This is a genomic window from Kutzneria sp. NPDC052558, assembly GCF_044547355.1.
GTDB lineage: Bacteria > Actinomycetota > Actinomycetes > Mycobacteriales > Pseudonocardiaceae > Kutzneria.
This window is the reverse complement of sequence record NZ_JBIUAG010000002.1, coordinates 537,167-558,218: the sequence shown is the minus strand read 5'-3', so window position 1 is coordinate 558,218 and position 21,052 is coordinate 537,167. Positions and strand designations below refer to the sequence as shown.

18 protein-coding genes are annotated in these 21,052 nt (G+C 71.6%); 10 read left to right on the top strand and 8 right to left on the bottom strand.

Translation table 11 applies throughout. From position 1 onward, the window contains the following. Positions 1–200 precede the first annotated feature (200 nt). The 3 genes from ACIG5F_RS05725 (at position 201) to ACIG5F_RS05715 (ending at position 3,497) form a co-directional block, all read left to right on the top strand. Complete coding sequence (locus tag ACIG5F_RS05725) at positions 201–551, top strand: YciI family protein (RefSeq protein ID WP_396516218.1); 351 nt, start codon at positions 201–203, stop codon at positions 549–551. Further along, a complete protein-coding gene (locus ACIG5F_RS05720; protein ID WP_396516217.1) occupies positions 548–1,741 on the top strand; it encodes an RNA polymerase sigma factor in 1,194 nt (397 codons plus the stop codon). The genes ACIG5F_RS05725 and ACIG5F_RS05720 overlap by 4 nt, the downstream gene beginning before the upstream one ends. Positions 1,742–1,877: 136 nt before the next feature. Further along, positions 1,878–3,497 (top strand): ABC-F family ATP-binding cassette domain-containing protein, encoded by a 1,620-nt coding sequence (locus ACIG5F_RS05715; RefSeq protein ID WP_396516216.1) that lies wholly within the window; start codon positions 1,878–1,880, stop codon positions 3,495–3,497. Here the strand turns inward: ACIG5F_RS05715 and ACIG5F_RS05710 are convergent. Further along, positions 3,476–4,519, bottom strand: a complete 1,044-nt coding sequence (locus ACIG5F_RS05710; RefSeq protein ID WP_396516215.1) for a YncE family protein — start codon at positions 4,517–4,519, stop codon at positions 3,476–3,478. The genes ACIG5F_RS05715 and ACIG5F_RS05710 overlap by 22 nt on opposite strands. A 15-nt stretch (positions 4,520–4,534) precedes the next feature. Next, entirely contained in the window at positions 4,535–5,410 is an 876-nt protein-coding gene (locus ACIG5F_RS05705; RefSeq protein ID WP_396516214.1) for an SDR family oxidoreductase, read from the bottom strand. A gap of 99 nt (positions 5,411–5,509) precedes the next feature. On the opposite strand from ACIG5F_RS05705, the gene ACIG5F_RS05700 reads away from it, so the two are divergent. Beyond that, complete coding sequence (locus ACIG5F_RS05700; RefSeq protein ID WP_396516213.1) at positions 5,510–6,400, top strand: LysR family transcriptional regulator; 891 nt, start codon at positions 5,510–5,512, stop codon at positions 6,398–6,400. Positions 6,401–6,540: 140 nt separating this feature from the next. On the opposite strand, the gene ACIG5F_RS05695 is transcribed toward ACIG5F_RS05700, so the two are convergent. Together ACIG5F_RS05695 and ACIG5F_RS05690 are read right to left on the bottom strand one after the other, a co-directional pair. Continuing rightward, entirely contained in the window at positions 6,541–7,887 is a 1,347-nt protein-coding gene (locus ACIG5F_RS05695) for a hypothetical protein (protein WP_396516212.1), read from the bottom strand. Between the two features lie 75 nt (positions 7,888–7,962). Next, a complete protein-coding gene (locus ACIG5F_RS05690) occupies positions 7,963–8,709 on the bottom strand; it encodes an IclR family transcriptional regulator (protein ID WP_396516211.1) in 747 nt (248 codons plus the stop codon). Positions 8,710–8,780: 71 nt separating this feature from the next. Here ACIG5F_RS05690 and ACIG5F_RS05685 point away from each other — a divergent pair, with 71 nt between their 5' ends. After that, positions 8,781–9,392, top strand: a complete 612-nt coding sequence (locus tag ACIG5F_RS05685; RefSeq protein WP_396516210.1) for a nuclear transport factor 2 family protein — start codon at positions 8,781–8,783, stop codon at positions 9,390–9,392. Here ACIG5F_RS05685 and ACIG5F_RS05680 read toward each other — a convergent pair. Continuing rightward, positions 9,345–10,574 (bottom strand): hypothetical protein, encoded by a 1,230-nt coding sequence (locus tag ACIG5F_RS05680; RefSeq protein ID WP_396516209.1) that lies wholly within the window; start codon positions 10,572–10,574, stop codon positions 9,345–9,347. The two genes, ACIG5F_RS05685 and ACIG5F_RS05680, sit on opposite strands and share 48 nt — an antisense overlap. A gap of 117 nt (positions 10,575–10,691) precedes the next feature. After that, complete coding sequence (locus ACIG5F_RS05675; RefSeq protein WP_396516207.1) at positions 10,692–11,621, bottom strand: catalase family peroxidase; 930 nt, start codon at positions 11,619–11,621, stop codon at positions 10,692–10,694. Between the two features lie 128 nt (positions 11,622–11,749). Between ACIG5F_RS05675 and ACIG5F_RS05670 the strand changes: the two genes are divergently transcribed. Both ACIG5F_RS05670 and ACIG5F_RS05665 read left to right on the top strand, forming a co-directional pair. Beyond that, positions 11,750–12,697: an acyl-CoA desaturase gene (locus ACIG5F_RS05670; protein ID WP_396516205.1), complete on the top strand. Its 948-nt coding sequence runs from the start codon at positions 11,750–11,752 to the stop codon at positions 12,695–12,697. 14 nt (positions 12,698–12,711) lie between these two features. Beyond that, a complete protein-coding gene (locus tag ACIG5F_RS05665) occupies positions 12,712–13,995 on the top strand; it encodes a sensor histidine kinase (protein WP_396516203.1) in 1,284 nt (427 codons plus the stop codon). On the opposite strand, the gene ACIG5F_RS05660 is transcribed toward ACIG5F_RS05665, so the two are convergent. Beyond that, positions 13,939–14,475: a DUF2165 domain-containing protein gene (locus ACIG5F_RS05660; protein ID WP_396516201.1), complete on the bottom strand. Its 537-nt coding sequence runs from the start codon at positions 14,473–14,475 to the stop codon at positions 13,939–13,941. The two genes, ACIG5F_RS05665 and ACIG5F_RS05660, sit on opposite strands and share 57 nt — an antisense overlap. A gap of 72 nt (positions 14,476–14,547) precedes the next feature. Here ACIG5F_RS05660 and ACIG5F_RS05655 point away from each other — a divergent pair, with 72 nt between their 5' ends. From ACIG5F_RS05655 to ACIG5F_RS05645, 3 genes are read left to right on the top strand one after another with little or no spacing between them, the layout of a single operon-like run. Further along, entirely contained in the window at positions 14,548–15,285 is a 738-nt protein-coding gene (locus ACIG5F_RS05655; protein WP_396516200.1) for a glycosyltransferase, read from the top strand. Further along, complete coding sequence (locus tag ACIG5F_RS05650; protein WP_396516199.1) at positions 15,285–16,016, top strand: glycosyltransferase family 2 protein; 732 nt, start codon at positions 15,285–15,287, stop codon at positions 16,014–16,016. Before ACIG5F_RS05655 ends, ACIG5F_RS05650 begins: the two co-directional genes overlap by 1 nt. Continuing rightward, positions 16,016–16,750 (top strand): glycosyltransferase family A protein, encoded by a 735-nt coding sequence (locus ACIG5F_RS05645; protein ID WP_396516198.1) that lies wholly within the window; start codon positions 16,016–16,018, stop codon positions 16,748–16,750. Before ACIG5F_RS05650 ends, ACIG5F_RS05645 begins: the two co-directional genes overlap by 1 nt. Positions 16,751–16,808: 58 nt before the next feature. Here ACIG5F_RS05645 and ACIG5F_RS05640 read toward each other — a convergent pair whose 3' ends face one another. After that, positions 16,809–20,786, bottom strand: coding sequence for an AAA family ATPase (locus ACIG5F_RS05640; protein WP_396516196.1), 3,978 nt, complete (start codon positions 20,784–20,786; stop codon positions 16,809–16,811). Positions 20,787–21,052 lie beyond the last annotated feature (266 nt).

The window sequence follows — 21,052 nt, the reverse complement described above, 5'->3', positions numbered from 1 at the left end:
CCCCCACCTCCCCCCTTCTCCACGTGAGTGGCTCATTTCGTCGTTTCGGGCCACCTGAGTGGCTCAGGTGGCCCCAGATGCGAAATGAGCCACTCACGTAGAAAAAAAATTGGGGCGAGGTGTCCTGCGGCGGGGAGGGCCGTTCGTCCCTAGGGTGACGGTCGGCGAACGGAGCCGACCCGCAGCACTCGGGAGCAGCCATGACTACGTATCTGGCCTTGATCTACAGCAAGGACATGGACTGGGACGAGTCCCGTCCGGCCGACATGAGCGGCGACTACGCCGAGTTCGGCCAGGCCGCGGCGGCGGTCCTGCGCGGCGGCAACGCCCTGCACTCCACGGCCACCGCCACCACGGTCCGGGTCCAGGGCGGCAAGGGCGGCGACGTGCTGACCACCGACGGCCCGTACGCGGAGACCAAGGAGGCGCTGACCGGCTACTACCTGCTGGAATGCGCCGACCTGGAGGAGGCCGTGAAGACCGCGGCGATGATCCCGGCGGCCTGGAGCGGCGGGGTCATCGAGATCCGCCCGGTGGTCACGTTCGCATGAGCTCCGCCGGTGACGCGGTCGCGCGGCTGGTGCGCGAGGAGTACGCGCGCGTCCTGGCCACGCTGATCCGCGTCACCGGCAGCGTCACCCTGGCCGAGGACGCGGCCCAGGACGCAGTGGTGCGTGCCCTGGAGACGTGGCCGCGCGACGGCGTGCCCGACCAGCCACGCGCGTGGCTGCTGGTCACGGCCAAGCGCCGGGCCATCGACCACATCCGCCGCGAAGGTCGACGGGACGAACTGGAGGCCGCCGCGATGGAGCACCCAGCGGACGAGCCGCCGGAGACGGTCCGCGACGACCTGCTGCGACTGGTGTTCACCTGCTGCCACCCGTTCCTGTCGGTCGACGCCCAGGTGGCGCTGGCCCTGCGCACGCTGGGCGGCCTGTCCACGGCCGAGGTGGCCCGCGCGCTGCTGGTGCCGGAGGCGACCATGGCCAAGCGGCTGACCCGGGCCAAGCAGAAGATCGCCCAGGCCGGCATCCCGTACCGGGTGCCGGCGGCCGAGGAGCTGCCGGACCGGCTCGACGGCGTGGCCACCGTGGTCTACCTGATCTTCAACGAGGGCTACGAGGGCCGGCGGGAGCTGGCGCTGGAGGCGATCCGGCTGGGCCGCGTGCTCGCCGGGCTGATGCCCGACGAGCCGACCGTGCTGGGCCTGCTGGCGCTGATGCTGTTGCAGGAGTCGCGCCGGGCCGCCCGGTTCGCGGCCGACGGCACGCCGGTGCTGCTGGCCCAGCAGGACCGGTCACGCTGGGACGGCCCGGCGATCAAGGAGGGCGTGGAGCTGGTCGGCGTGGCCCTGCGGCGCAGCGCCGACCGGCCGGACCGCTACGCCGTGCAGGCCGCGATCGCCGCCTGCCACACGCTTTCGCTGACCTACGAGGACACCAACTGGAACGCCGTCGTCTCCTGGTACGACGTGCTGGTGACCATCCACGACACGCCGGTGGCGCGCCTGAACCGGGCCGTCGCCGTCGGGGAGCGGGACGGGCCCGTCGCCGGTTTGGCGCTGGTGGAGGCAATCGCCGGCCTCGACGGCTACCCGTGGTGGCACGCCAGTCGGGCTGAGCTGCTGAATCGCCTGGGGGACAAGGACTCCGCCCGCGTCGCCTATGAGCGGGCGGTGGCGCTCGGCCTCAACGAGCCGACGGCCCAGCATCTTCTTCGCCGGATCGACGATCTCGGCTAACTGGTTGACGCCATCGCCGGGCGATGGCATTCTCGTCCCACTATGTTCATGATCTGAGAGCACCCAGAGCCCGCGACCGAGGCGCGACCGCCCGGCGGGCACTCCCGCATTCTCTCCTTCTCGCGGCAGGTGTCTCATGTCAAATGTGTCTTCGGCAGCTCAACTCACCCTTCGCGCTGTGAGTAAACGGTTCGCGCACCGGCGGGTGCTCGACGCCGTGTCGGCCACGGTCCGGCCCGGGGAACGGGTCGGCGTGGTCGGCGAGAACGGGTCGGGCAAGTCCACGCTGCTGCGGCTGATCTCCGGACAGGAGCGGCCCGACGACGGCGAGGTCATCGTGCGGGCTCCCGGCGGTGTCGGGCATCTCGGGCAGGTTCTCGACCTGCCCGAGACCGCCACGGTGCAGGACGCGATCGACGCCGCGCTGGCCGAGATCCGTGACCTGGAACGGAGAATCGGCGAGGTCGGCCCGGAGGACGTCGACACCTTCGCGGAACTGTTGGCCGCGCTGGAACTTCGCGACGGCTACCGGGCCGACGCGAAGGTCGAAGCGGCGATGTCCTTGCTGCGCATCGGACATCTGCCCCGCGATCGGCAGCTGGGCCGGCTGTCCGGCGGGCAGCGGGCCCGGCTGGCCCTGGCCTGCGTGCTGTCGGCCGAGCCGGAGCTGCTGCTGCTCGACGAGCCCACCAACCACCTCGACGCCCAGGCGCTGGAGTGGCTGGAGGAACGGCTGCTGGCGCACCGGGGCACGCTGGTGGTGGTCACCCACGACCGGCTGCTGCTGGACCGGGTGGCCACCGCGATCATCGAGGTCGACGGGGACCGGCGGGCGATCACCCGCTACGGCAACGGATACGCCGGGTTCCTGGCCGAGAAGTGGGCGGCCCGCCGGCGGTGGGAGCAGCGGTACCTGGACTGGGTCGCCGAGATCGAGCACTGGACCCGGTTCGGCGCGACCACCGCCTACGACGTCGCCCCGGGCCGGCCGATCAAGGACCACAACAAGTGCAAGTACAACGGGGACGGGCAGCGGGTGCAGGCCAGCATCACCACTCGGGTGCGCTCCGCCGCCGAGCGGATCGACCGGCTGTGGGCGGATCCCGTGCCCCGGCCGCCCGATCCGCTCCGGCTCGACGCCCCCATCGCGGGCGGCGCTGCTGATGGCGTTGTGCTCGCTGCCAGCGATGTTTCCGTGAAGGGAAGGCTTTCTCTCGATGAACTGACCATCGAGGCCGGCTCCCGGCTGCTGGTCTGCGGCCCCAACGGCGCCGGCAAGTCCACCCTGCTGGCGGTGCTGGCCGGGCAGCTGCGGCCGGACGCCGGCACCACTGTCCGAAATGGACGCATCGGCTTCCTGGCTCAGGAATCCGTGGTGCGCATGCCCGATCGGACCGTGCTGGCCACCTTCGCCCGTGGCCGGGTCGGCACGTTCGATGAGCACGCCGAGCGACTGCTGTCGCTGGGCCTGTTCGCCGAGTCCGACCTGAAGACCCCGGTCGGTGCGCTTTCCGTTGGGCAGCAACGGCGGTTGTCGCTGGCCCGGCTGCTGGTGTCCGAAGTGGACGCCCTGCTGCTGGACGAGCCGACCAACCACCTGTCGCTGACCCTGGTGGAGGAACTGGAGGTCGCCCTGGACAACTACGCCGGGGCGGTGGTCGTGGTCTCCCACGACCGCCTGTTCCGCCGCCGGTGGGCCGGGGCCGAGCTAGAACTGCGCAATGGCAGGCGGGTTCACGCCACGGCCGGGATGTAGGCGAGCCCGTGCGCGCCGGCCTGACTGGCACGCGGGATGGACAGCGTCTCCACGAGGGTGGGAGTGGTCGGCACGGTCACGTCGACCACTCCCACCGTGGAGCTGAAAATGCTGGCCTGGTAGGCCCTTTCGCCGTCCGGTGAGGACGTGAGGGTGAGCGGGCCCGCGCCCACCGGCAGCGAGCCGACGAGCTCGACGCCGGTCGGCGACGGCCCGGCCCACACCAGCAATCGGGCGTCGCGCCGGTCGGCCTGGTCGAACACCACGCCGCCCGGTCCGAGCTCGCCGGCCAGCAGCAACCCGGTGGCCGTCCAGTGCACCGCGAGCAGGGCCCGCTCGGTCGGCAGGGTCCGAACGATCGTGCCGGTCCGGGTGTCGATGAGCCGCACCCCCGGCTCCTTGCCGGGTTCGCCGTTGTGGGCGGCCTTCGGCGCGGCCACCGCCAGCGTCGAGCCGTCCGGGCTGAGCGAGATGCCCTCGCTGCCCGGCACCGCGATCTTGTCCACCAGCACGCCGGTGGCCAGCTCGACCACGGTCACGTACGGGGCTTCCTTGTTGGTGGCGTAACCGAGAATGCCGTCGGCGCCGATGGCGAACCAGTGCGGGCCCGGAGCCAGCGTGTCGATCCGCCGCACCACACGGCGGGTTTCGGTGTCCAGCACGACAACGCCGCCCGGGCCGGCCGGCCCGGCCTCGACGCTGACGTACAGCAGCCGTCGAACCGGGTCGAGCGCGAGCCCGTGCGGGCCGTGCTCCGGCGAGAGGTCCAGCACCTCGACGATCTCCCCGGCGTCGGGGTCGATCACCGTCAGCAGATGGTTGCGGCCGTCGTTCTCGTCGTAGTAGCCGGCGTGATAAGTGCTGGTGCAGTACAGCTTTCGGTGCTCGGGGTCGAACAGCAGCTCATGCGGCTCGGCCGGCAGCGTCAGCACCGTCCGCGCCTCGTGGCTGACGGCGTCGAACAGCGTCACGGTCGGGCCGCTCTGGCTGACCACCGCGAGTTGGTCACCGGTGCGAATCATGGCGAGAACTCCTTGTCAGAAATAGGAAACGAGATCCTCGAACAGGCCGAGGCCGGTCGGCGTCCAGTCCAGCAGCGTGCGGGTGGCGTGGTTGGCGGCCGACATCTCGGCGCCGAAGAACCGGCCCACCCAGCCGAAGTGCTCCTCCGGGGCCGACTCGACCGGCAGACCGAGGCCGCGCCCGATGGCCTCGGCGATCGCCCGGGTCGAGATCTCGGTCTCGGCCACGGCGTGCAGGATCGTGCCGGCCGGAACCGGCTTCTCCAGGGCCAGCCGCACGGCCCCGGCCGCGTCCGCGACGTGCACCGCCGACCAGCGGTTGGCCCCCTCGTCCACGTACGCCGAAACGCCGGTGCGCCGGGCAATCGACACCAGTTCGGCCAGGAACCAGCGGTCGCCCGTCCCGTGCACGGTCGGCGCGAACCGCGTGATGATCGAGTCCACGCCTTGAGCGGTGAAGTCCAGCGCCAGGTTCTCGCTGCCGCCGCGCATCGAGTCGACGCCGTGGAACGGGGACTTGTCCAGCTCGGTGGCGACCCGGCCGGGCGCGATGAAAGCCAGGCCGGAGGCGACGACGAACCGCCGGTGCGAGCCGGCCAGCGTCTCGCCGAGGGCCTGCACCGCCGCCCGCTCGGCGGCGTTGGTCCCCGCGTGGTCGGAGAAATCGTGCTTGTTGGCCAGGTGGACCACGGCCTCGGCCGCGTCCGCGCCGGCCCGCAGGCTGTCCAGATCGTCGAGGTCCCCGCGCTGGACCTTCGCGCCCCTGCCGGCCAGGATCGCGGCCGACGAGTCGGAGCGGGCCAGTCCGGTGACCTCGTGGCCGCCGTCGATCAGCTGGTCCACGACCGCCGAGCCGATCCAGCCGGTCGCTCCCGTGACGAACACATGCATGGCGTCTGCTCCCTGAGTTGGTGTGCCGCCAACGCTAGGGATGCTCAGGACGGTCGCGCCACGCAACTTCGACAAGGCAGAGTTGCGTACGATGCAACTATGGCGGATCAGCTCGACCTGAACCTGCTCCGGGTGTTCGACGCCCTGCTCCAGGACGGCAGCGTCACGGCCGCGGCCGAGCGGCTGCACCTGTCGATCCCGGCCACCAGCCGGGCGCTGGGCCGGCTGCGGCGGGCCATGGACGACCCGATCCTGGTGCGGGCCGGCCGGGGCATGACCCCCACGCCGTTCGCGCTGCGCACCGCACCCCGGGTGCGATCACTGCTGGACGAGGCGGCCGCGCTGATCAGCGCCGACCGTGAGCTCTCCGTCGCCGACCTGCGGCGCACCTTCGCCATCCGCATCAACGACGGCGTGGCCATCACCCTGATCAAGGCGGTGGTCGAGGCCGTCGCCGCCGTCGCGCCCGGGGTCGTGCTGCGCTTCGTCGCTGAGGGCGCCGAGAGCTCCGAGGCGCTGCGCAGCGGCGCCATCGACCTCGACATCGGCGTCACCGACGACCTCGGGCCCGACCTGCGCAGCGCCCCGCTCTACCGCGAGCGCCTGATCGGCGTCGTCCGCACCGACGTTCCGCTACCCCAGCGGCCGACGCTGGCCCAGCTGTGCCGGTACCCCCACGTCTCGGCCTCGCGCCGGGGCCGCGCCCGTGGACCCCTCGACGACATGCTGGAATCCGCCGGGCTGCGCCGGCACGTGGCCGCCGTCGTGCCCACCTCGGTCATCGCCATGCACCTGGTGGCCTCCAGCGACTACATCGGCCTCGTGCCGGCGCGGCTGGTCGAGCTGTACGGGGAAACCCTTGGCGTGCGGGCGGTTCCCATCCCCGGCGGCCTGCCGGAGGTGGAGGTCGCCATGTGCTGGCACGCCCGCCTCGACGCCGACCCCGCCCAACGCTGGCTCCGCTCCACCATACAAGCAGCCCTGGCGTAACCCCCCTCCTTTTGCCACATGCGCTTCCCATTTGGCATCTGAACCCACATGGGAAGCGCATGTGGCATTAGGCGGTGGGGATGCCACATGCGCTTCCCATGTGGCGTCTGGGCCCATATAGGAAGCGCATGTGGCGTAAGTCAGAGCGTTTTGAGCAGGGCGGCGCTGCCGGCCGGTACGGTGATGGTGGCCTGCTTGCCGTGCACCCGGACCAGCTTCGGCGCCGGGTGGAAGGCGCCGTGCGCGTCCACGCCCGAGCCGGCGAGGGTGATCGCCGTTGAGTCGATCGTGGGGGCGGTGAGCACGTACTCGGTGCCCATGAGGGCCGCCGAGCTGAGGGTGACGGTGAAGGTCTGCGCCGTGGTGCCCTTGTTGTTGACGATGACGTTGTTGCCGATGCCCCACGCCGTCACGTCGGTGGCGCCGGTGACGGTGGCCGGGTGCAGCGCGCCGGAACCGGCCAGGGACCACAGCAGCTCGCCGTAGAACACGCCCTGCACGCCGACCGGGACCAGGCCGTTGAAGGCGATCGGCGAGTAGTTCAGCGGCCACTGGGTGGAGGTGCCGCCGTGGAAGTTCACGCCGTCACCGTTGTGCGCGGCGATGCCGTACATGAAGTCCAGCGACCACAGGGAAGCGGCCTGCACGTTGCTGACGCCGGCGGTGCCGCCGTGGTAGTAGGAGTTGGCCTCGCTCATCCGCCACTGCGGGATCTGGTTGGCCGCCTTGGCGGTTTGCAGCGCGGTCTCGTCCTTCTCCTCGTAGCCCTTGCCGTTGGAGGCCAGCATGCCGGCGATGGTGCCGGTGGTCTGGTCGCCGATGTAGCTGTGCATGGTGACGATGTTCAGGCCGTTGGCCTTCTCCTTGGCCGTGAACGGCGGCAGCCACGCGTTCTGCCCGTTGGTCACGCCCGGTCCGTCGAACACGGCGTTGGGCAGCTGGGCCCGGATGGCCGCGACGTACTCCTCGTAGGAGGCCTCGTAGGTCTGCTCGGTGCGGAAGAAGTTCGGCTCGTTGCCGATCTCGAACGCCTCCAGGCTGCTGCCCAGCGCCTTGGCCGCGAACACCGCCTCGTTGGCCGCGCTGGCCGCGGTGTTGGTCTTGAGGTTGATCCCGTAGATCACCTTCCAGCCGGTGGCCTTGGCGAAGGCGGCCAGCTTGGTCACGTCGGCCGGGGCCACCTCGGTGGCCGAGCCGCCGGCCCCGTCGGGGTTCCAGGGCGTCATGTCGACCAGGTTGCCGCCGATGCGCAGCGAGCTCGGGCCCAACAGCCGGAACAGCCGCACCAGGTCGGTGTCCTTGGCGTCGAACATGCCCGCGCCGACGCGGTCCTTCTCGTAGCTGAAGCCGGCGAACTCCGGGCCGACACGACTGCTCGTGGCCGGACCGACCGTCACCGCCGGCCCGGCCGCCGCCTGGGCCGCGGGCGCGGCGAGGCAGGTCACGGCCAGTGCCACCGAGCCCAGCAGCGCTGGGAACCGGATCATGGGTACACCTCCGGAAGCGTCACTCTGGCGGAGGCAGGCGTCATCCTCGCAATCTCACCGCCCGTGGTCAATGCCTCACAGCAGGCGGGTCTGCCGGGAGATGCCGCTGGCGGCGGTGCGCACGGCGAAGGCCAGGCGGTCGATGTCGACCGAGGAGTGGGCGACGATGGACACGGCGGCGACCACGGCACCGGCCTCGGTGGTCACGGGCGAGGCGACCGAGCAGGCCCCGAGCGTCATCTCCTCGCGGGAGAAGGCGACCTGCTCGTCCCGCACGGTGTCCAGGGTGCGGGACAGCCGCCCCGGCTCGATGATCGTGTAGCGGGTGAAGCGGCGAAGTCCTTTCTCGGCCAACGAGGTGAGCAGCTCGGCGCCGGCGGCGGCCAGCAGCACCTTGCCGACCCCGGTGGCGTGCAGGGGAAGACGGCCGCCGATGCGGGTCTTGGTCGGCACCGAGCGGACGCTGTTGATGTTCTCCACGCACAGGGCGGTCCCGCCGTCGAGCACGGCCAGCTGGATGTTCTCCCGGGTGGCGGTGTAGAGGTCCTGCATGTACGGCAGGGCCAGCTCGCGCAGGTTGCGGTAGCTCGGGGCGAGGGCGCCGAGCTTCCACAGCCGCAGCCCGACCCGATAGCGCCCGTCGGGCAGCCGCTCCAGCCAGCCGCCGGTGGTCAGCTCGGCCAGGAAGCGGTGCGCGGTGGGCAGGGGCAGCTCGGTCCGGGCGGCGATCTCGGTCAGCGACTGGGTCGGGGTGGCGGCGTCGAAGGTGGCCAGGACGCTGAGCAGCCTGCGCACCACGCTGCGCCGGGGCTCGTCCGCCATCGTCGACGGTCCTTTCACTGGGTGGAAGTCCGGTGTCGACCGTACTCGGCGGTCGCTCCTAGCGTCGAGGCATGGACGAACAGCGGATCGCCGCGGTGGTGCAGCGTTGGGCCCTCTATCGCGACGCCGGCGACTGGACCCGGTTCGCCGGACTCTGGCACCCCGACGGCTGGATGAGCGCGACCTGGTTCCAGGGCCCGTACCAGGAGTTCATCCGGGCCAGCCGCAAGGCTTTCGCCGACGGGGTGCGGATACTGCACTTCCTCGGCGGCACCGCGGCCGACGTGGCCGGGGACCGGGCCGTCGCCCAGACCAAGATGACCATCACCCAGCGCGGGACCGTGCACGACGTGGAGGTGGATGTGGTGTGCACGGGCCGGTTCTACGACTTCTTCGCGCGCCACGAAGGCGAATGGCGCATCGTGCACCGGCAGCCTATCTACGAGACCGACCGGATGAACCCGGTCGATCCGGCGGCCGTGCTGAGCCTGGATCCGGGGCGGCTACAGCGTTTCCCGGTCGGCTACCGGCATCTGGCCTATCTCCAGGAGGCCGTCGGCCACCAGGTGCGGCTGGGGCTGCCGGGTCTGGCCGACGAGGCCACGACCCGGCTCTACCGAGAGGGCGAGGCCTGGCTACTGCACGCGGAACAGGGTGGCGCCGCCGGCGGGCAGCATGACTGAGACGGACGAGGAGTTGCGCACCGGACGGTAGGTCTGGGTGGCCGGGTCGAACTGGGTCACCGCCGACACCGCCGGGCCGAACGTCACCGAGCTGAGGGCGGGCTCGGCGAACGAGCGGTTGGTCACCAGCAGCCAGCGCCCGGGCCCGCCGCCGGTGAACTGCCCGAGGATCACCGGGTCGCCGCTGATGCCGGCGACGTAGGCGTCCGGCGTGAACGGGATGACCCGAGGCGGGTCGGCCGGGTCGTCGTAGTGCACGGTCCGCTCCGACACCAACGGCTTGAGCTCCCGGCCGACCGGCCGCAGCCAGCCGTTGTTGATCGTCGTCGCGCCCTGGTACAGCGCGGTGGGCCGGCCGGCCAGGTCCATCAGCGCCGGCTGGAATCCCTCGCCGCGGGCCGGATCCGGCTGCCAGTAGGTGAAGTACTGGATCCCCTTGCAGCCGTAGGCCAGGCTGACGTTGATCAGCCACCGCATCTCGGTCACGGTCGGCACGCGGTACCAGTTGGTGCCCACCGACTGGATGTAGGTCCACGTCGGCAGGTTGTGCCGCAGGCCGGCGTCGCGGATGTCCAGCCAGTTGGCGAAGTAGTTGACGTCGAACGAGCCCGGGTCGGGCAGCAGCGGGTAGCGGTCGAACGAGATCAGCGCCGGCTGCACCACCTGGCAGAACTGCTCGACGTAGTTGGGGTAGTCGCCGGCCGGGCGGCCCAGGTCGGGCAGCAGGTTGGCGTAGGGCAGCCGGCCCGGGGCGCGCTGCCGGACGAGCTGGAAGGCCTTGCCCACGGTGTCGAACTTGTTGTAGTCCGGCTCGTCGTAGAGGCTGTAGCCGGCCAGCGAGGCGTGCACGCCGTAGACGCTCTCCACCCGCCGGATCAGCTCGCCGCCGTCGGCCATGGTGATCGACATCGGCACGGAGCGGTCGTCGCTGATGGTGAACCAGCGGGTCAGGTTGAGCAGCTGGGTGTCCTCGAAGACGATCACCTTGAGGCCGGCCGAGTCGGCCTGCTTGAGCGTCCAGTCGATGATCGGGCCGTCGTCCAGGTAGTTGCCGGTGATCACGAAGGTGAAGCCGGCGGCGGCGATCTCCTGGTAGCGCTGGGCCGTGGTCTCCTCCGGCGGCGGGGGCCAGTAGATCCCGATCGGGAAGTCGGGGCCGGAGACAAGTGGCAGATCCGTCATGTGGCGCTCCCCCTCGTTGGGTGACCCTCCGTGATCACAGCCTAGCGCCGAATGTCATGAAGGGTCCCATCCTGACGTTCACCGTCAGGATGGGACCCTTCATGACAGAAATGGGGATTACTCGCCGTGGCTGCGGCGGTCGTAGGAGACCGAGTAGGCCGAGTGCCGCAGGTTCGGCAGCGGGTCGTCGGACAGCTCGATGCCCGGAGTGAGGTTGGTGGGGTCGAAGATCTGGGCGGCCCAGTGGGCCTGGTCGGAGACCTCGCCGGTGATGGTCAGCGTGCCGACCTCGATCTCCGGGCGGTCCTCCGGCCACACCTTGGTGGCGTCGTTGGTGGGGTCGCTGGGGTCGGCCAGGGTCACGAACAACGTGAAGGAGATCGGCCCGCCCTTGAGGCGGTCGGCGAACTCGCCGAGCAGGAACTGCTCGTCCTCGTTGGCGATCTGGTCGGCGTCGAGCTTCTGCACGCCCAGCGCCGGCTCCCAGCGGTAGCGCACGGCCTGCCGGTCGCCGTCGGCGTTCACCCACACGAACGCGTGCAGCGCCTTGTAGTACGTGGTGCCGAAGCTGGCCGGCACGCCGAGGTCGGCCGCCGCCTGGAACGCCGGCACGGAGCCGGGGTTGCGGGCCAGGAAGGCCTGGAGGTTGGCCTTGTCGTCGGTGCCGGCGTCCTTGTCGGCGGCCAGCGCCCGCACCAGGTCCAGGAACTGCTCGGGGGTGGCGACCAGGAACCGAGGAAGGTTCACGCCGATCAGGTCGGTGGCGGTGCCGTCGGCCAGGTGGAACTTGGTGGCCATGCCGCGGCCGCCGGGCTGGGTGTCGGGCACGGCGGGATTGCCGCTGCCGTTGGAGTACCGCACGGTGGCCGAGACCGGCCCGCCGGTCAGGTGAGCGGCCGTCGTGTACTTGGCGGCCTCGCCGGTGGGCGTGAACGTGCCCGTGAAGCAGGCGCCGCGGGCGTGGGCCCGCCGGTAGCCGGGGTGGCGACCGTCGAGGTGCTCCATGGTGTCCACGACCTGGACGGGCAAGGGGGATTCAGCGGTCATCGCGGGAGCGGTCCAATCATCGTGGCGGGCGGCAGTCGACAGTAGGTCTAAGCCCACCATGCTTTCGGTGTCCAGGCATCCTGACCTGGGCTTCCCCACCCGGCAGTGTTTGTCTCACGTTCGGCCCCATGACGGAGGTGCTCGTGACCGCGACGCTGGCCAAGCCCGATATCGACCCTGAGCCGAAGGGCCGGGTGGAACAGGTCCTGTTGGGCGTGTTCGTCGTGGTCCCGTTCCTCGCCCTGCTCGCCGCCGTGCCGCTGGCCTGGGGCTGGGGCCTGGGCTGGCACGACATCGTGATCACGGTCGTGTTCTACTTCCTGTCCGGTTTCGGGGTCACGGTCGGATTCCACCGCCTGTTCACGCACGGCTCGTTCAAGGCCAAGCCGGCATTGCGGGTGGCCCTGGCCATCGCCGGCAGCCTGTCGCTGGAAATGGGCGTGCTGGACTGGGTGGCCACGCATCGCCGCCACCACAAGTACTCCGACCGGGCCGGCGATCCGCATTCGCCGTGGCGCTTCGGCTCGGACTGGAAGGCGCTGACCAAGGGCCTGGCCTACGCCCACGTCGGCTGGCTGTTCGACCGGGACCGGACCTCGATCGACAAGTTCTGCCCGGACCTGGCCGCCGATCCGGCGATCAAGGCCGTGCACAAGCGCTTCGAGCTGCTGATGGCGGTGTCGCTGTTCGCCCCGGCGCTGATCGGCGGCCTGTGGAGCATGTCCTGGCACGGCGCGCTGACCGCGTTCTTCTGGGGCTCGCTGGTCCGCATCGCCCTGCTGCACCACGTGACCTGGTCGATCAACTCGATCTGCCACACCTTCGGCGACGAGGAGTTCGAGGTGCGGGACAAGTCCCGCAACGTGTGGTGGCTGGCCATCCTGAGCATGGGCGAGTCCTGGCACAACCTGCACCACAGCGACCCCACCTGCGCCCGGCACGGCGCGCTGAAGGGGCAGATCGATCCCAGCGCCCGGGTCATCTGGATCTTCGAGCGGCTGGGCTGGGTCACCGACGTTCGGTGGCCGGATCCGGCGCGACTTGCCGCAAAGCGGCTGTCGACGCCCCGGGCGTGAGGAGAATGACTCTTGTGGCACCTCAGATCACCCACGTGGGCGCCGGCATGATGACCCGTCTGCGCATCGTGCCGCTGGCGCTCGGCCTGGCCCTGGGCAGCCAGCTCGGCCTGGTTCCCCTGGTCCTGGTCATCGTGTCGGCCTCGCTGATCCCGCTGGGCGTCGGCGTGCCGGCGGTGATCGGCTCGATCGCGATGTGCCGGTGGTTCGCCGACCTGCACCGCGGCGTGGCCGGCAGCCTGCTCGGCCGCGAGGTGGCGCGGCCCTACCGGCCGATCCGCCGCGAGGACAACTGGCTGGCCCGCTTCCGCATCGCCGGCGCCGACCCGGCCACCTGGCGGGACCTGTGCTGGCTGGTGGCCAACCTGGTCGTCGGCCTGGTCACCAACCTGCTGGTGGTGTCGCTGCTGCTGGCCGGCCTGTTCTACGTGACGCTGCCGGTGTGGTGGCGCTGGCTACCGCCCGGCTCGGACGTCGGCAGCGTGGGCGCGTTCCGGGCCCAGACCGAGGCCGACACCCTGTGGCTGGCCCTGCTCGGGCTGGGCATCTGGATCTTCTGGATCTGGGTCACACCCCGGCTGATGTGGCTCAACGCCATCGTCACGGCCGGCCTGCTCGGGCCGACCGAGATCGAGGTGGCCAACGCCCAGCTGACCACCCGCGTGACCCAGCTGTCGGAGTCGCGGGCGGTGTCGGTGGACACCCACGCCGCCGAGCTGCGGCGCATCGAGCGGGACCTGCACGACGGGGCGCAGGCCCGGCTGGTGGCCCTGGGCATGAGCCTGGGCATGGCCGAGGAGACGGTGGACGACAACCCGGAGGCGGCCAAGCAGCTGCTGGCCGAGGCCCGGGAGTCGACCACCAGCGCGCTGGCCGAGCTGCGCAACCTGGTGCGGGGCATCCACCCGCCGGTGCTGGCCGACCGGGGCCTGGAGGGCGCGCTCCAGGCGCTGGCGCTGGCCAGTCCGGCCAAGGTGACGGTGGCCATCGACGTGCCGGGGCGGCCGCCGGAGCCGGTGGAGTCGGCCGTGTACTTCGCGATCGCCGAGGCGCTGACCAACGTGGCCAAGTACAGCGGGGCCGACAACGTGTGGCTGCGGCTGTCCTATACGGACGGAAAGCTGGTGGCCGTGGTCGGCGACGACGGGCGTGGCGGCGCCAGTGTCGAGCCGGGCGGCGGCCTGCACGGGCTGGAGCGCCGGCTGGCCGCGTTCGACGGGACCCTGCTGGTGACCAGCCCGCTAGGCGGGCCGACCGTCGTCTTCCTGGAGGTCCCCTGCGCCCTCACGCCGGCCTGAGGTGAGCAGGTGGGTCAGGATCAGGCCCACCGACGCGATGATCACGTTCTGCAGGGCCGCGGTCAGCCCGTTCCACTTCGACGACTGCCACATCTGGAAGTACTCGCCGCCGATGGCGATGAAGCCGCCGCCGAACAGCATCGCCTCCATCAGCCAGCCCAGCGAGGTCAGCCGCTGGGCCAGCCGGCTGCCCCGGATCCAGGCCACCACCGCGGCGATCAGGGCGACGGCCGACAGCCCCTCCCAGATGATGATCAGGACGTAGGCCGCGGTCACCAGGCCGGGGCTGGTGATGGCCCGCCACATCAGGTTCGGCGACTTGAACGTGGTGTCCATCGCGAACACGTGCTGCACGAAGGCGTAGTTGGTGTTGTAGTCGGTGATGTTGCCGATGGTGATCAGCGCGAGCTGGAGCGCGCTGATGGCGGCGAGCACCCCCACGACGACCTTCGGGCCGCCGAGTCTGTTGAGAAAACGCATGTCGCGGACTCTACGTGGGCCGTTCGTCACTCTGGGCGGGATTGGCCGGGACCGTCCAGTACGTTCACGGTCATGCCCCTGGTGTCCGTGCTGACCGCCGCGCACGCCGACCGCGCCCCGCTGCTGCCGGCCACCGGCGACAGCCTGGCCGCGCAGGCCCTGCCGGCCGGCTGGGAGCTGGAGTGGATCATCGAGGAGGACGGCCCGGAGCCGGTCCTCGCTCCGCTCGCGGCGGCCTTTCCGCAGGCCTCGCACCGCGGGCTGGGCGCCCGGATGGGCGTGGCCGGCACCCGCAACCTGGCCCTGTCCCGGGCCCGCGGCGACCTCGTGCACGTGCTCGACTCGGACGACCTGCTGGCCCCCGGCGGGCTGGCCACCGTGATCGACGCCTTCGCCCGGGAGCCCGACATCGGCTGGGTCGCCGGCCAGGCCGACAACCTCATGCCCGACGGCAGCCGGGTCGCGTTCGCGCCGATCTCCCCGACCGGCCGGATCGAGGCCGGCGCGGTCAACGACTACGTGCTCGAACACGGCCGCGGCCCCTTCCACCCGGCCGGCCTGACCGTGCGCACCGACCTGGCCCGGGCCGTCGGCGGCTGGGCCGCGCTGCCCCGGGCCGAGGACATGGCCCTGGTGGTGGCGGTGGCCGAGCTCGCCGCCGGCTACCACACGCCCGAGGTCACGTGGCTGTACCGGCAGCACCCCGGGCAGATGACCAAGGCCGACGACTGGCCGGACCTGGATCCCGCGTGCTGGCAGGCGATCCGGCAGCGTATCGAGTCGATGCGAAGGTGGGGCAAGGGATTCTGATGCCGCTGCTGTCCATCGTCACCGCCGCCCACGCCGGCCGGGCCGACTTCCTGCCGTCGACCGGGGAATCCGTTGCCGCCCAACAGCTTCCGCCTGGCTGGGAGCTGGAGTGGCTGGTGCAGGAGGACGGCGACGACCCGCACCTGGCCGAGATCGTCGAGGCCGTGCCGCAGGTTCGCTACCACGCCAACGGCCAGCAGCGGGGCATCGCGGACACCCGCAACCTGGCCCTGTCCCGGGCGCGCGGCGACCTGGTCCGCACGCTGGACTCCGATGACCTGCTGCTGCCCGGAGCGCTGGCCGGCCCGATCGAGCGCTTCGCCGAGCACCCGGAGCTGCACTGGGTGGCGGCCCGGCCCAGATACCTGGACCGCGACGGCGCCTGGTTCACGTACTTCCTCCTGCTGCCAACGGGAATCGTGCGGCCGAGGCTGGTGGGGGACTACCTCATGCAGCATCGGATGTGCCCGCTGCACTGCGCCGGCCTGACCATGCGGACCGCCAGCGTGCGGGCGCTGGGCGGCTGGGCGGCCAATCCCCGCACCGAGGACATCGAGCTACTGGCCGCGCTGTCCGAGCTCACGCCCGGCTATCTGGAGCCCGAGGAGAGCTGGATCTACCGCATGCACGACGGGCAGACCGTGCACGACCCGGCCTGGGGCTCCAACCTCGTCGGCACCTCGTACCTGATGGTGCACAACCGGATCGCCGCGATCAGGGAGCGAGTCTGATGCCGCTGCTGTCGGTGCTCACCGCGGCCCACGCCGGCCGGGCCGAGCTGTTGGCCGAGGCTGGGAACAGTGTTGCCGCGCAACAGCTTCCGCCCGGCTGGGAGCTGGAGTGGGTGGTTCAGGAGGATGGCGTCGCGCCGGAGCTGGAGCGGGTGGTCAAGCAGTTCCCGTTCGCCCGGCACGCGGCCAACCTGGAACAGCTCGGCATCGCCATGACCAGAAACGTTGCCCTGTCGCGGATCGACGGCTCGCTGGTGCACGTGCTCGACTCGGACGACCTGTTGCTGCCCGGCGCCCTGAGCGTGGCTATCGCGGCGTTTGCGAGCCATCCTCGGGTGCACTGGGTGGCCGCGCAGGCCGACGACCTGTTGTCCGACGGCACCCGCAAGTCCTTCGCCCTGGAGTGGCCGGCCGGGCTGGTCGAGCCCGGCGCGTTCGGCCTGTACGTCGAGGAACGCGGCGAACTTCCGGTGCACTGCGCCGGTTTGACGCTGCGGCCGGGCATCGTGCGGGCGGTCGGCGGCTGGGCGGCCAACCCCCGCTCCGAGGACACCGCCATGATGGTCGCCGTCGCCGAGCTGACCCCCGGCTACATCACGCCGGAGGTCACCTGGCTGCACCGCCTGCACGACACCCAGACCACCGGCGCGGGCTCGTGGCGGTCGCTGGGGGACGAGTCCGTGCTGATGGTCAGGCAGCGCTTGGCCGCCCTCCGCGCCACCGCCCTCTTCTGATGCCAGGAAAGGCCCGATACTGGCGCAGTGAAAGGGCCGTTCCTGGCGTTTCGAGGGGTCAGTTCGGGCAGGGCGGGGAGTAGGGGAGCTGCGAGAGGTGCAGGTTCCACACCGCCGGGGTCAGGATGTTGCGGGTGTCGGCGCAGATCCGCTGGGCCGAGTGCTCCACGTCCATGTCCAGGGTGCGGACCACGTTGTCCGCGGACGTGGTGTAGGCCAGGAAGTCCGTGCCCGGCACGAAGGCCACGCCGAAGCCGTACAGGTTGGTCGGCACCATGGAGACGCCCATCGGCTGCGGTGACGCCGGGTCGGCCACGTTCCACAGCCGGATGCCCTGGTCGGAGTTGCCGGTGACCAGTCGCCGGCCGTCCGGGCTGAACTGGAGCGAGCCGATGCTCTTGGTGTAGCCGGTCAGCGAGGCGATCCGCTTGGGGGCGGCCGGGTCGCTGATGTCCCACAGCAGCACGTAGTCGTCGTCGCCGGCGGTGGCCAGCGTCCTGCCGTCCGGCGACAGCGCCAGGCGGATCACCGCGTCGGCGTGCCCGGTCAGCGGCTGGCCCAGCGGCTTCGGGTGGCGCGGATCGCTGACGTCCCACAGCCGCACGGTCCGCACCGCGCTGACGGTGATCAGCGTCCTGCCGTCGTTGGTGAACACCCCGTCGTAGATGTAGTCGCTGGTCTTGGGGCCGTGCGTGATCACCGGCTCGCTCAGCGGCTTCGGCTCGGCCGGGTCGCTGATGTCCCACAGCTCGGCGCTGTGGTCGTCGTGGTCGGTGGCCAGGGTCTTGCCGTCCGGGCTGATCGCCAGCAGCGAGGAGTACCGGGTGCCCAGCGGAATCGGCCGGCCCAGCCGCCGCGGATGGGCGGGATCGGCCATGTCGAACAGGTCGATCTCCTTGTTGCCGTAGACCACGGCCAGCGTCCGGCCGTCCGGGGTGAACCGCAGCTGGCTCACGCCCGACGGCCCGGTCAGCGGATCGCCGAGCTGGTGCGGCAGCCCCGGGTCGGCCATGTTCCACACCCGGACCACGCCGTCGCCGGAGCCGGTGACCATGATCTTGCCGTCCGGCCGGACCGTCGGGTTGCCCAGGCCGGCGGCGTGCCCGATGCCCGAGGTCGGCGGCAGCGACCACAGCCGGACGTCGGTGTCGTTGCCGCCGGTGGCCAGCGTCCGGCCGTCCGGGCTGAAGCCCAGCGCGTCCAGGCCGTTGCTGCCGGTCAGCGGCTGGCCGATGAGCAGCGGCAGGGTCGGGTTGGCCATGTTCCACAGCCGCAGCGAGCCGTCCGAGCCGGCGGCGGCGAACACCTTGCCGTCCGGCGGCGAGAACGACACCGACCACACCGCGCCCAGTCCGGTCAGCGGCAGGCCGATGGCCGGCATCGCGCCGGTCGGGTCGGTGGTGTCCCAGAACCGCACCGAGCCGTCCCCGCTGCCGGTGCCCAGCATGGTGCCGTCGTGGTTGAACGCCACCGAGTGCACCGTGTCCTTGTAGCCGGTCAGCGGCGCGCCGACCCGGGCCCCGGTGGCCAGCGAGTAGACGAGCACGCTGCCGTCGTCGCCGCCGGCGGCCAGGTAGCCGCCGTCCGGCCGGAACGCGATCGAGCGCACCGGCCCGGTGTGCCCGGTCAGCGCCCGGCCCGGCGTCGGGTGCGCGACGTCGCGCACGTCCCACAGCTGCACCTTCTGGTGCTCGCAGGCGGCGGCCAGGGTCTTGCCGTCGGGGCTGAACGCGATCAGGTAGATGGTGCCGGTGTCGGCGTTGAGCGGCTGGCCGATCGGCTTGGGGTGGGCCGGGTCGCCGATGTCGAACAGCCGGACCAGGTGGTCGTCGCCGGCCGCCGCCAGGGTCTTGCCGTCCGGGCTGAACACCGCCGAGCTGACCCAGCTGCCGAAGCCGCCGATCGGCTCGCCCAGCGGCGCCGGCTTGTGCGGGTCCTTCACGTCCCACAGCCGCACGGTGTTGTCGTAGCTGGCGGTGGCCAGCAGCTGGCCGTTCGGGCTGAACGTGGTCAGGTACACCGCGCCGGTGTGCCCGGTCAGCACCGTGGACAGCGGCACCGAGGCCGCCGCCAGCACACGGGAGTTGGCGTCCGGACTGTCCGGCCGCATCTGGTGCGCCACCATCGCCAGCTGCGCGCCCAGCGTCGGGTCGTTGGTCATGGCGTTGTCGGTCTCGGCCAGCACGCTGGCGAACACCGCGTCGTCCCGCTGGTTCACGGCCATCGTCGCCGCGACCACGGCGATCACCGCCAGCAGCACCACCGCCGCCGCGGCCGAGCGGCGCACCCACGCGTTGCGGCGGCGGTGCCGGATCGAGCTGTCCAGGAACGCCGTGGCCACGGTGGTCAGCACGCCGGCGTCGGCCGAGTGCGCCCACTGCTGGGCCGCCTCCAGCCGGCCGCCCCGATACAGCAGCGAGGCGTCCCGGTGCTCGGCCTCCCAGCTCTCCGCGTCCTCCTCCAGCCGCTGCCGCAGCAGGTTGCCGGCGCGGTCCCGGTCGATCCAGCCGCGCAGCCGGGGCCAGGCCTGCAACAGCGCCTCGTGGGTGATCTCCACGATGCCGGCGTCCACCGTGACCAGGCGGGCCCGGGTCAGCACCTCCAGCGCCTCGGTGGTGGCCGCCGGGTTCACCGCCTGCTCCAGCAGCTCCTGCCGGCTGGAGCGACGGCGCGTGTCCTGCGTGTCCTCCCCGACCCGCACCAGGCGCAGCAGCACCGGCCGCGCCGCCGCCTGGCCGGCGGCGTCCAGATCGGCCCAGGCCCGCTCGGCCGTCGCCGCCACCGCGCCCCGGATGCCGCCCGCCGCCCGGTAGCCGGCCACGGTCATCCGGCCCGCCTGCCGCCGCTGCCAGGTCGCCAGCAGCGCGTGCGACAGCAGCGGCAGCGCCCCGGCGTCGTAGCTGCCCTGGCCGTTGCGCGAGGTGTTCACGCCCAGGTCCGTCAGCATGAGGTCGACCAGGCCCGACTCCAGCTGGAGCCCCACCGCGCGGGCCGGCCGCGCCACCGCGTCCCGCAGCTCGGCCACCGACATCGCGCCCAGCACCATCTGCCGGTCCTGCAACGCCTCGGCCAGCTCGCGGTAGTCCAGGCAGCGGCCGTAGAAGTCGGCCCGCACGCCCAGCACGACCAGGGCCTGGCCCTCGCCCGTGCACGCCGCGTGCAGCGCCGCCACGAACAGCGCCCGCCGCTGCTCGTCGTCGGAGAGGGTGAAGGCCTCCTCGAACTGGTCGACCATCAGCACCGGCCGCGCGCCCGGGCCGGCCACCCGCGTGCCGTAGGCCGCGATCGCCTCCCGCACCCGGGCGGTGAACTTGGCCTCCTCGAACTCGACCAGGCCGTCGTCGATCGGGTCGGCCAGCTCCGGCACCAGCCGGGTCAGCTCCTTGAGCGGGTCCACGGTCGGCGTCAGCACCAGGGTCGGCCACGAGCCCGGGCCGAGCGCGCCCTCCTGCACCGCCGGCCCCATGCCCGCCCGCATCAGCGAGGACTTGCCCGCGCCGGACGCGCCGACCAGCATCACGATGCCGCCGGTCCGCACCGCCGAGGCCAGCCGCGACACCAGGGCCGAGGTGCTGCGCTCACGGCCGTAGAACCAGCCCGAGTCCTCCTGCCGGAACACCGCCAGGCCGCGGTACGGGCACGCGCCCGCGTCCTCCGCCGGCGGCTGCTGCTCGGCCGGCTCGCCGTCAGTCGTCACCGGACTGGCCAGCGCCTGCTCCCACAGCCGGCGCCAGGCCACGATGTCGTACAGGCCCTCCACCACCGGCTGCGGCCGCAGCTTGCGGGCCTCGCCGACCAACACCTCCAGCACCGCCGCCAGCGCCGCGAACCGCGCCGGCACGTTCCGGCCGCGCCGCCAGTCGCTGACCCGCTGGGCCGGCACCCGCACCGGACGGCCCTTCTCGTCCACCTTCCGGGCCCGCGCCACCGACTCGGTCACCCGCTTCAGCGGCGGCTCGCCCGCCTCGGCGTAGAGCAGCGCGAACCGCTCCGCGAACTGCCCCCTGGGCCCCAGCACCGGTGCCGAACTGCTCATCTGTCGCGGCCTGCCCGTAGTCGTCCCAGTAGTTGCCTGCGCCGGTCCGCACGTCCGGACCGGAAAACCGTCGCGCCAGTCTGATCAGGCATTTTACGGACCGGACGCCCGCGTGAGGCCACACCCCCGGCCAGGGCCTGGAAAGCTCTGTGACGTGCGTTTCCGACCGGCTCGTCGGGGAAGGGCGGTCCGGTCCGGGGATGAGGTTCCAGCGGAGTTGGTCCCGCGAGTCACTGAGGAGCAGAGGGGTCTGCTCAGGGACGGGA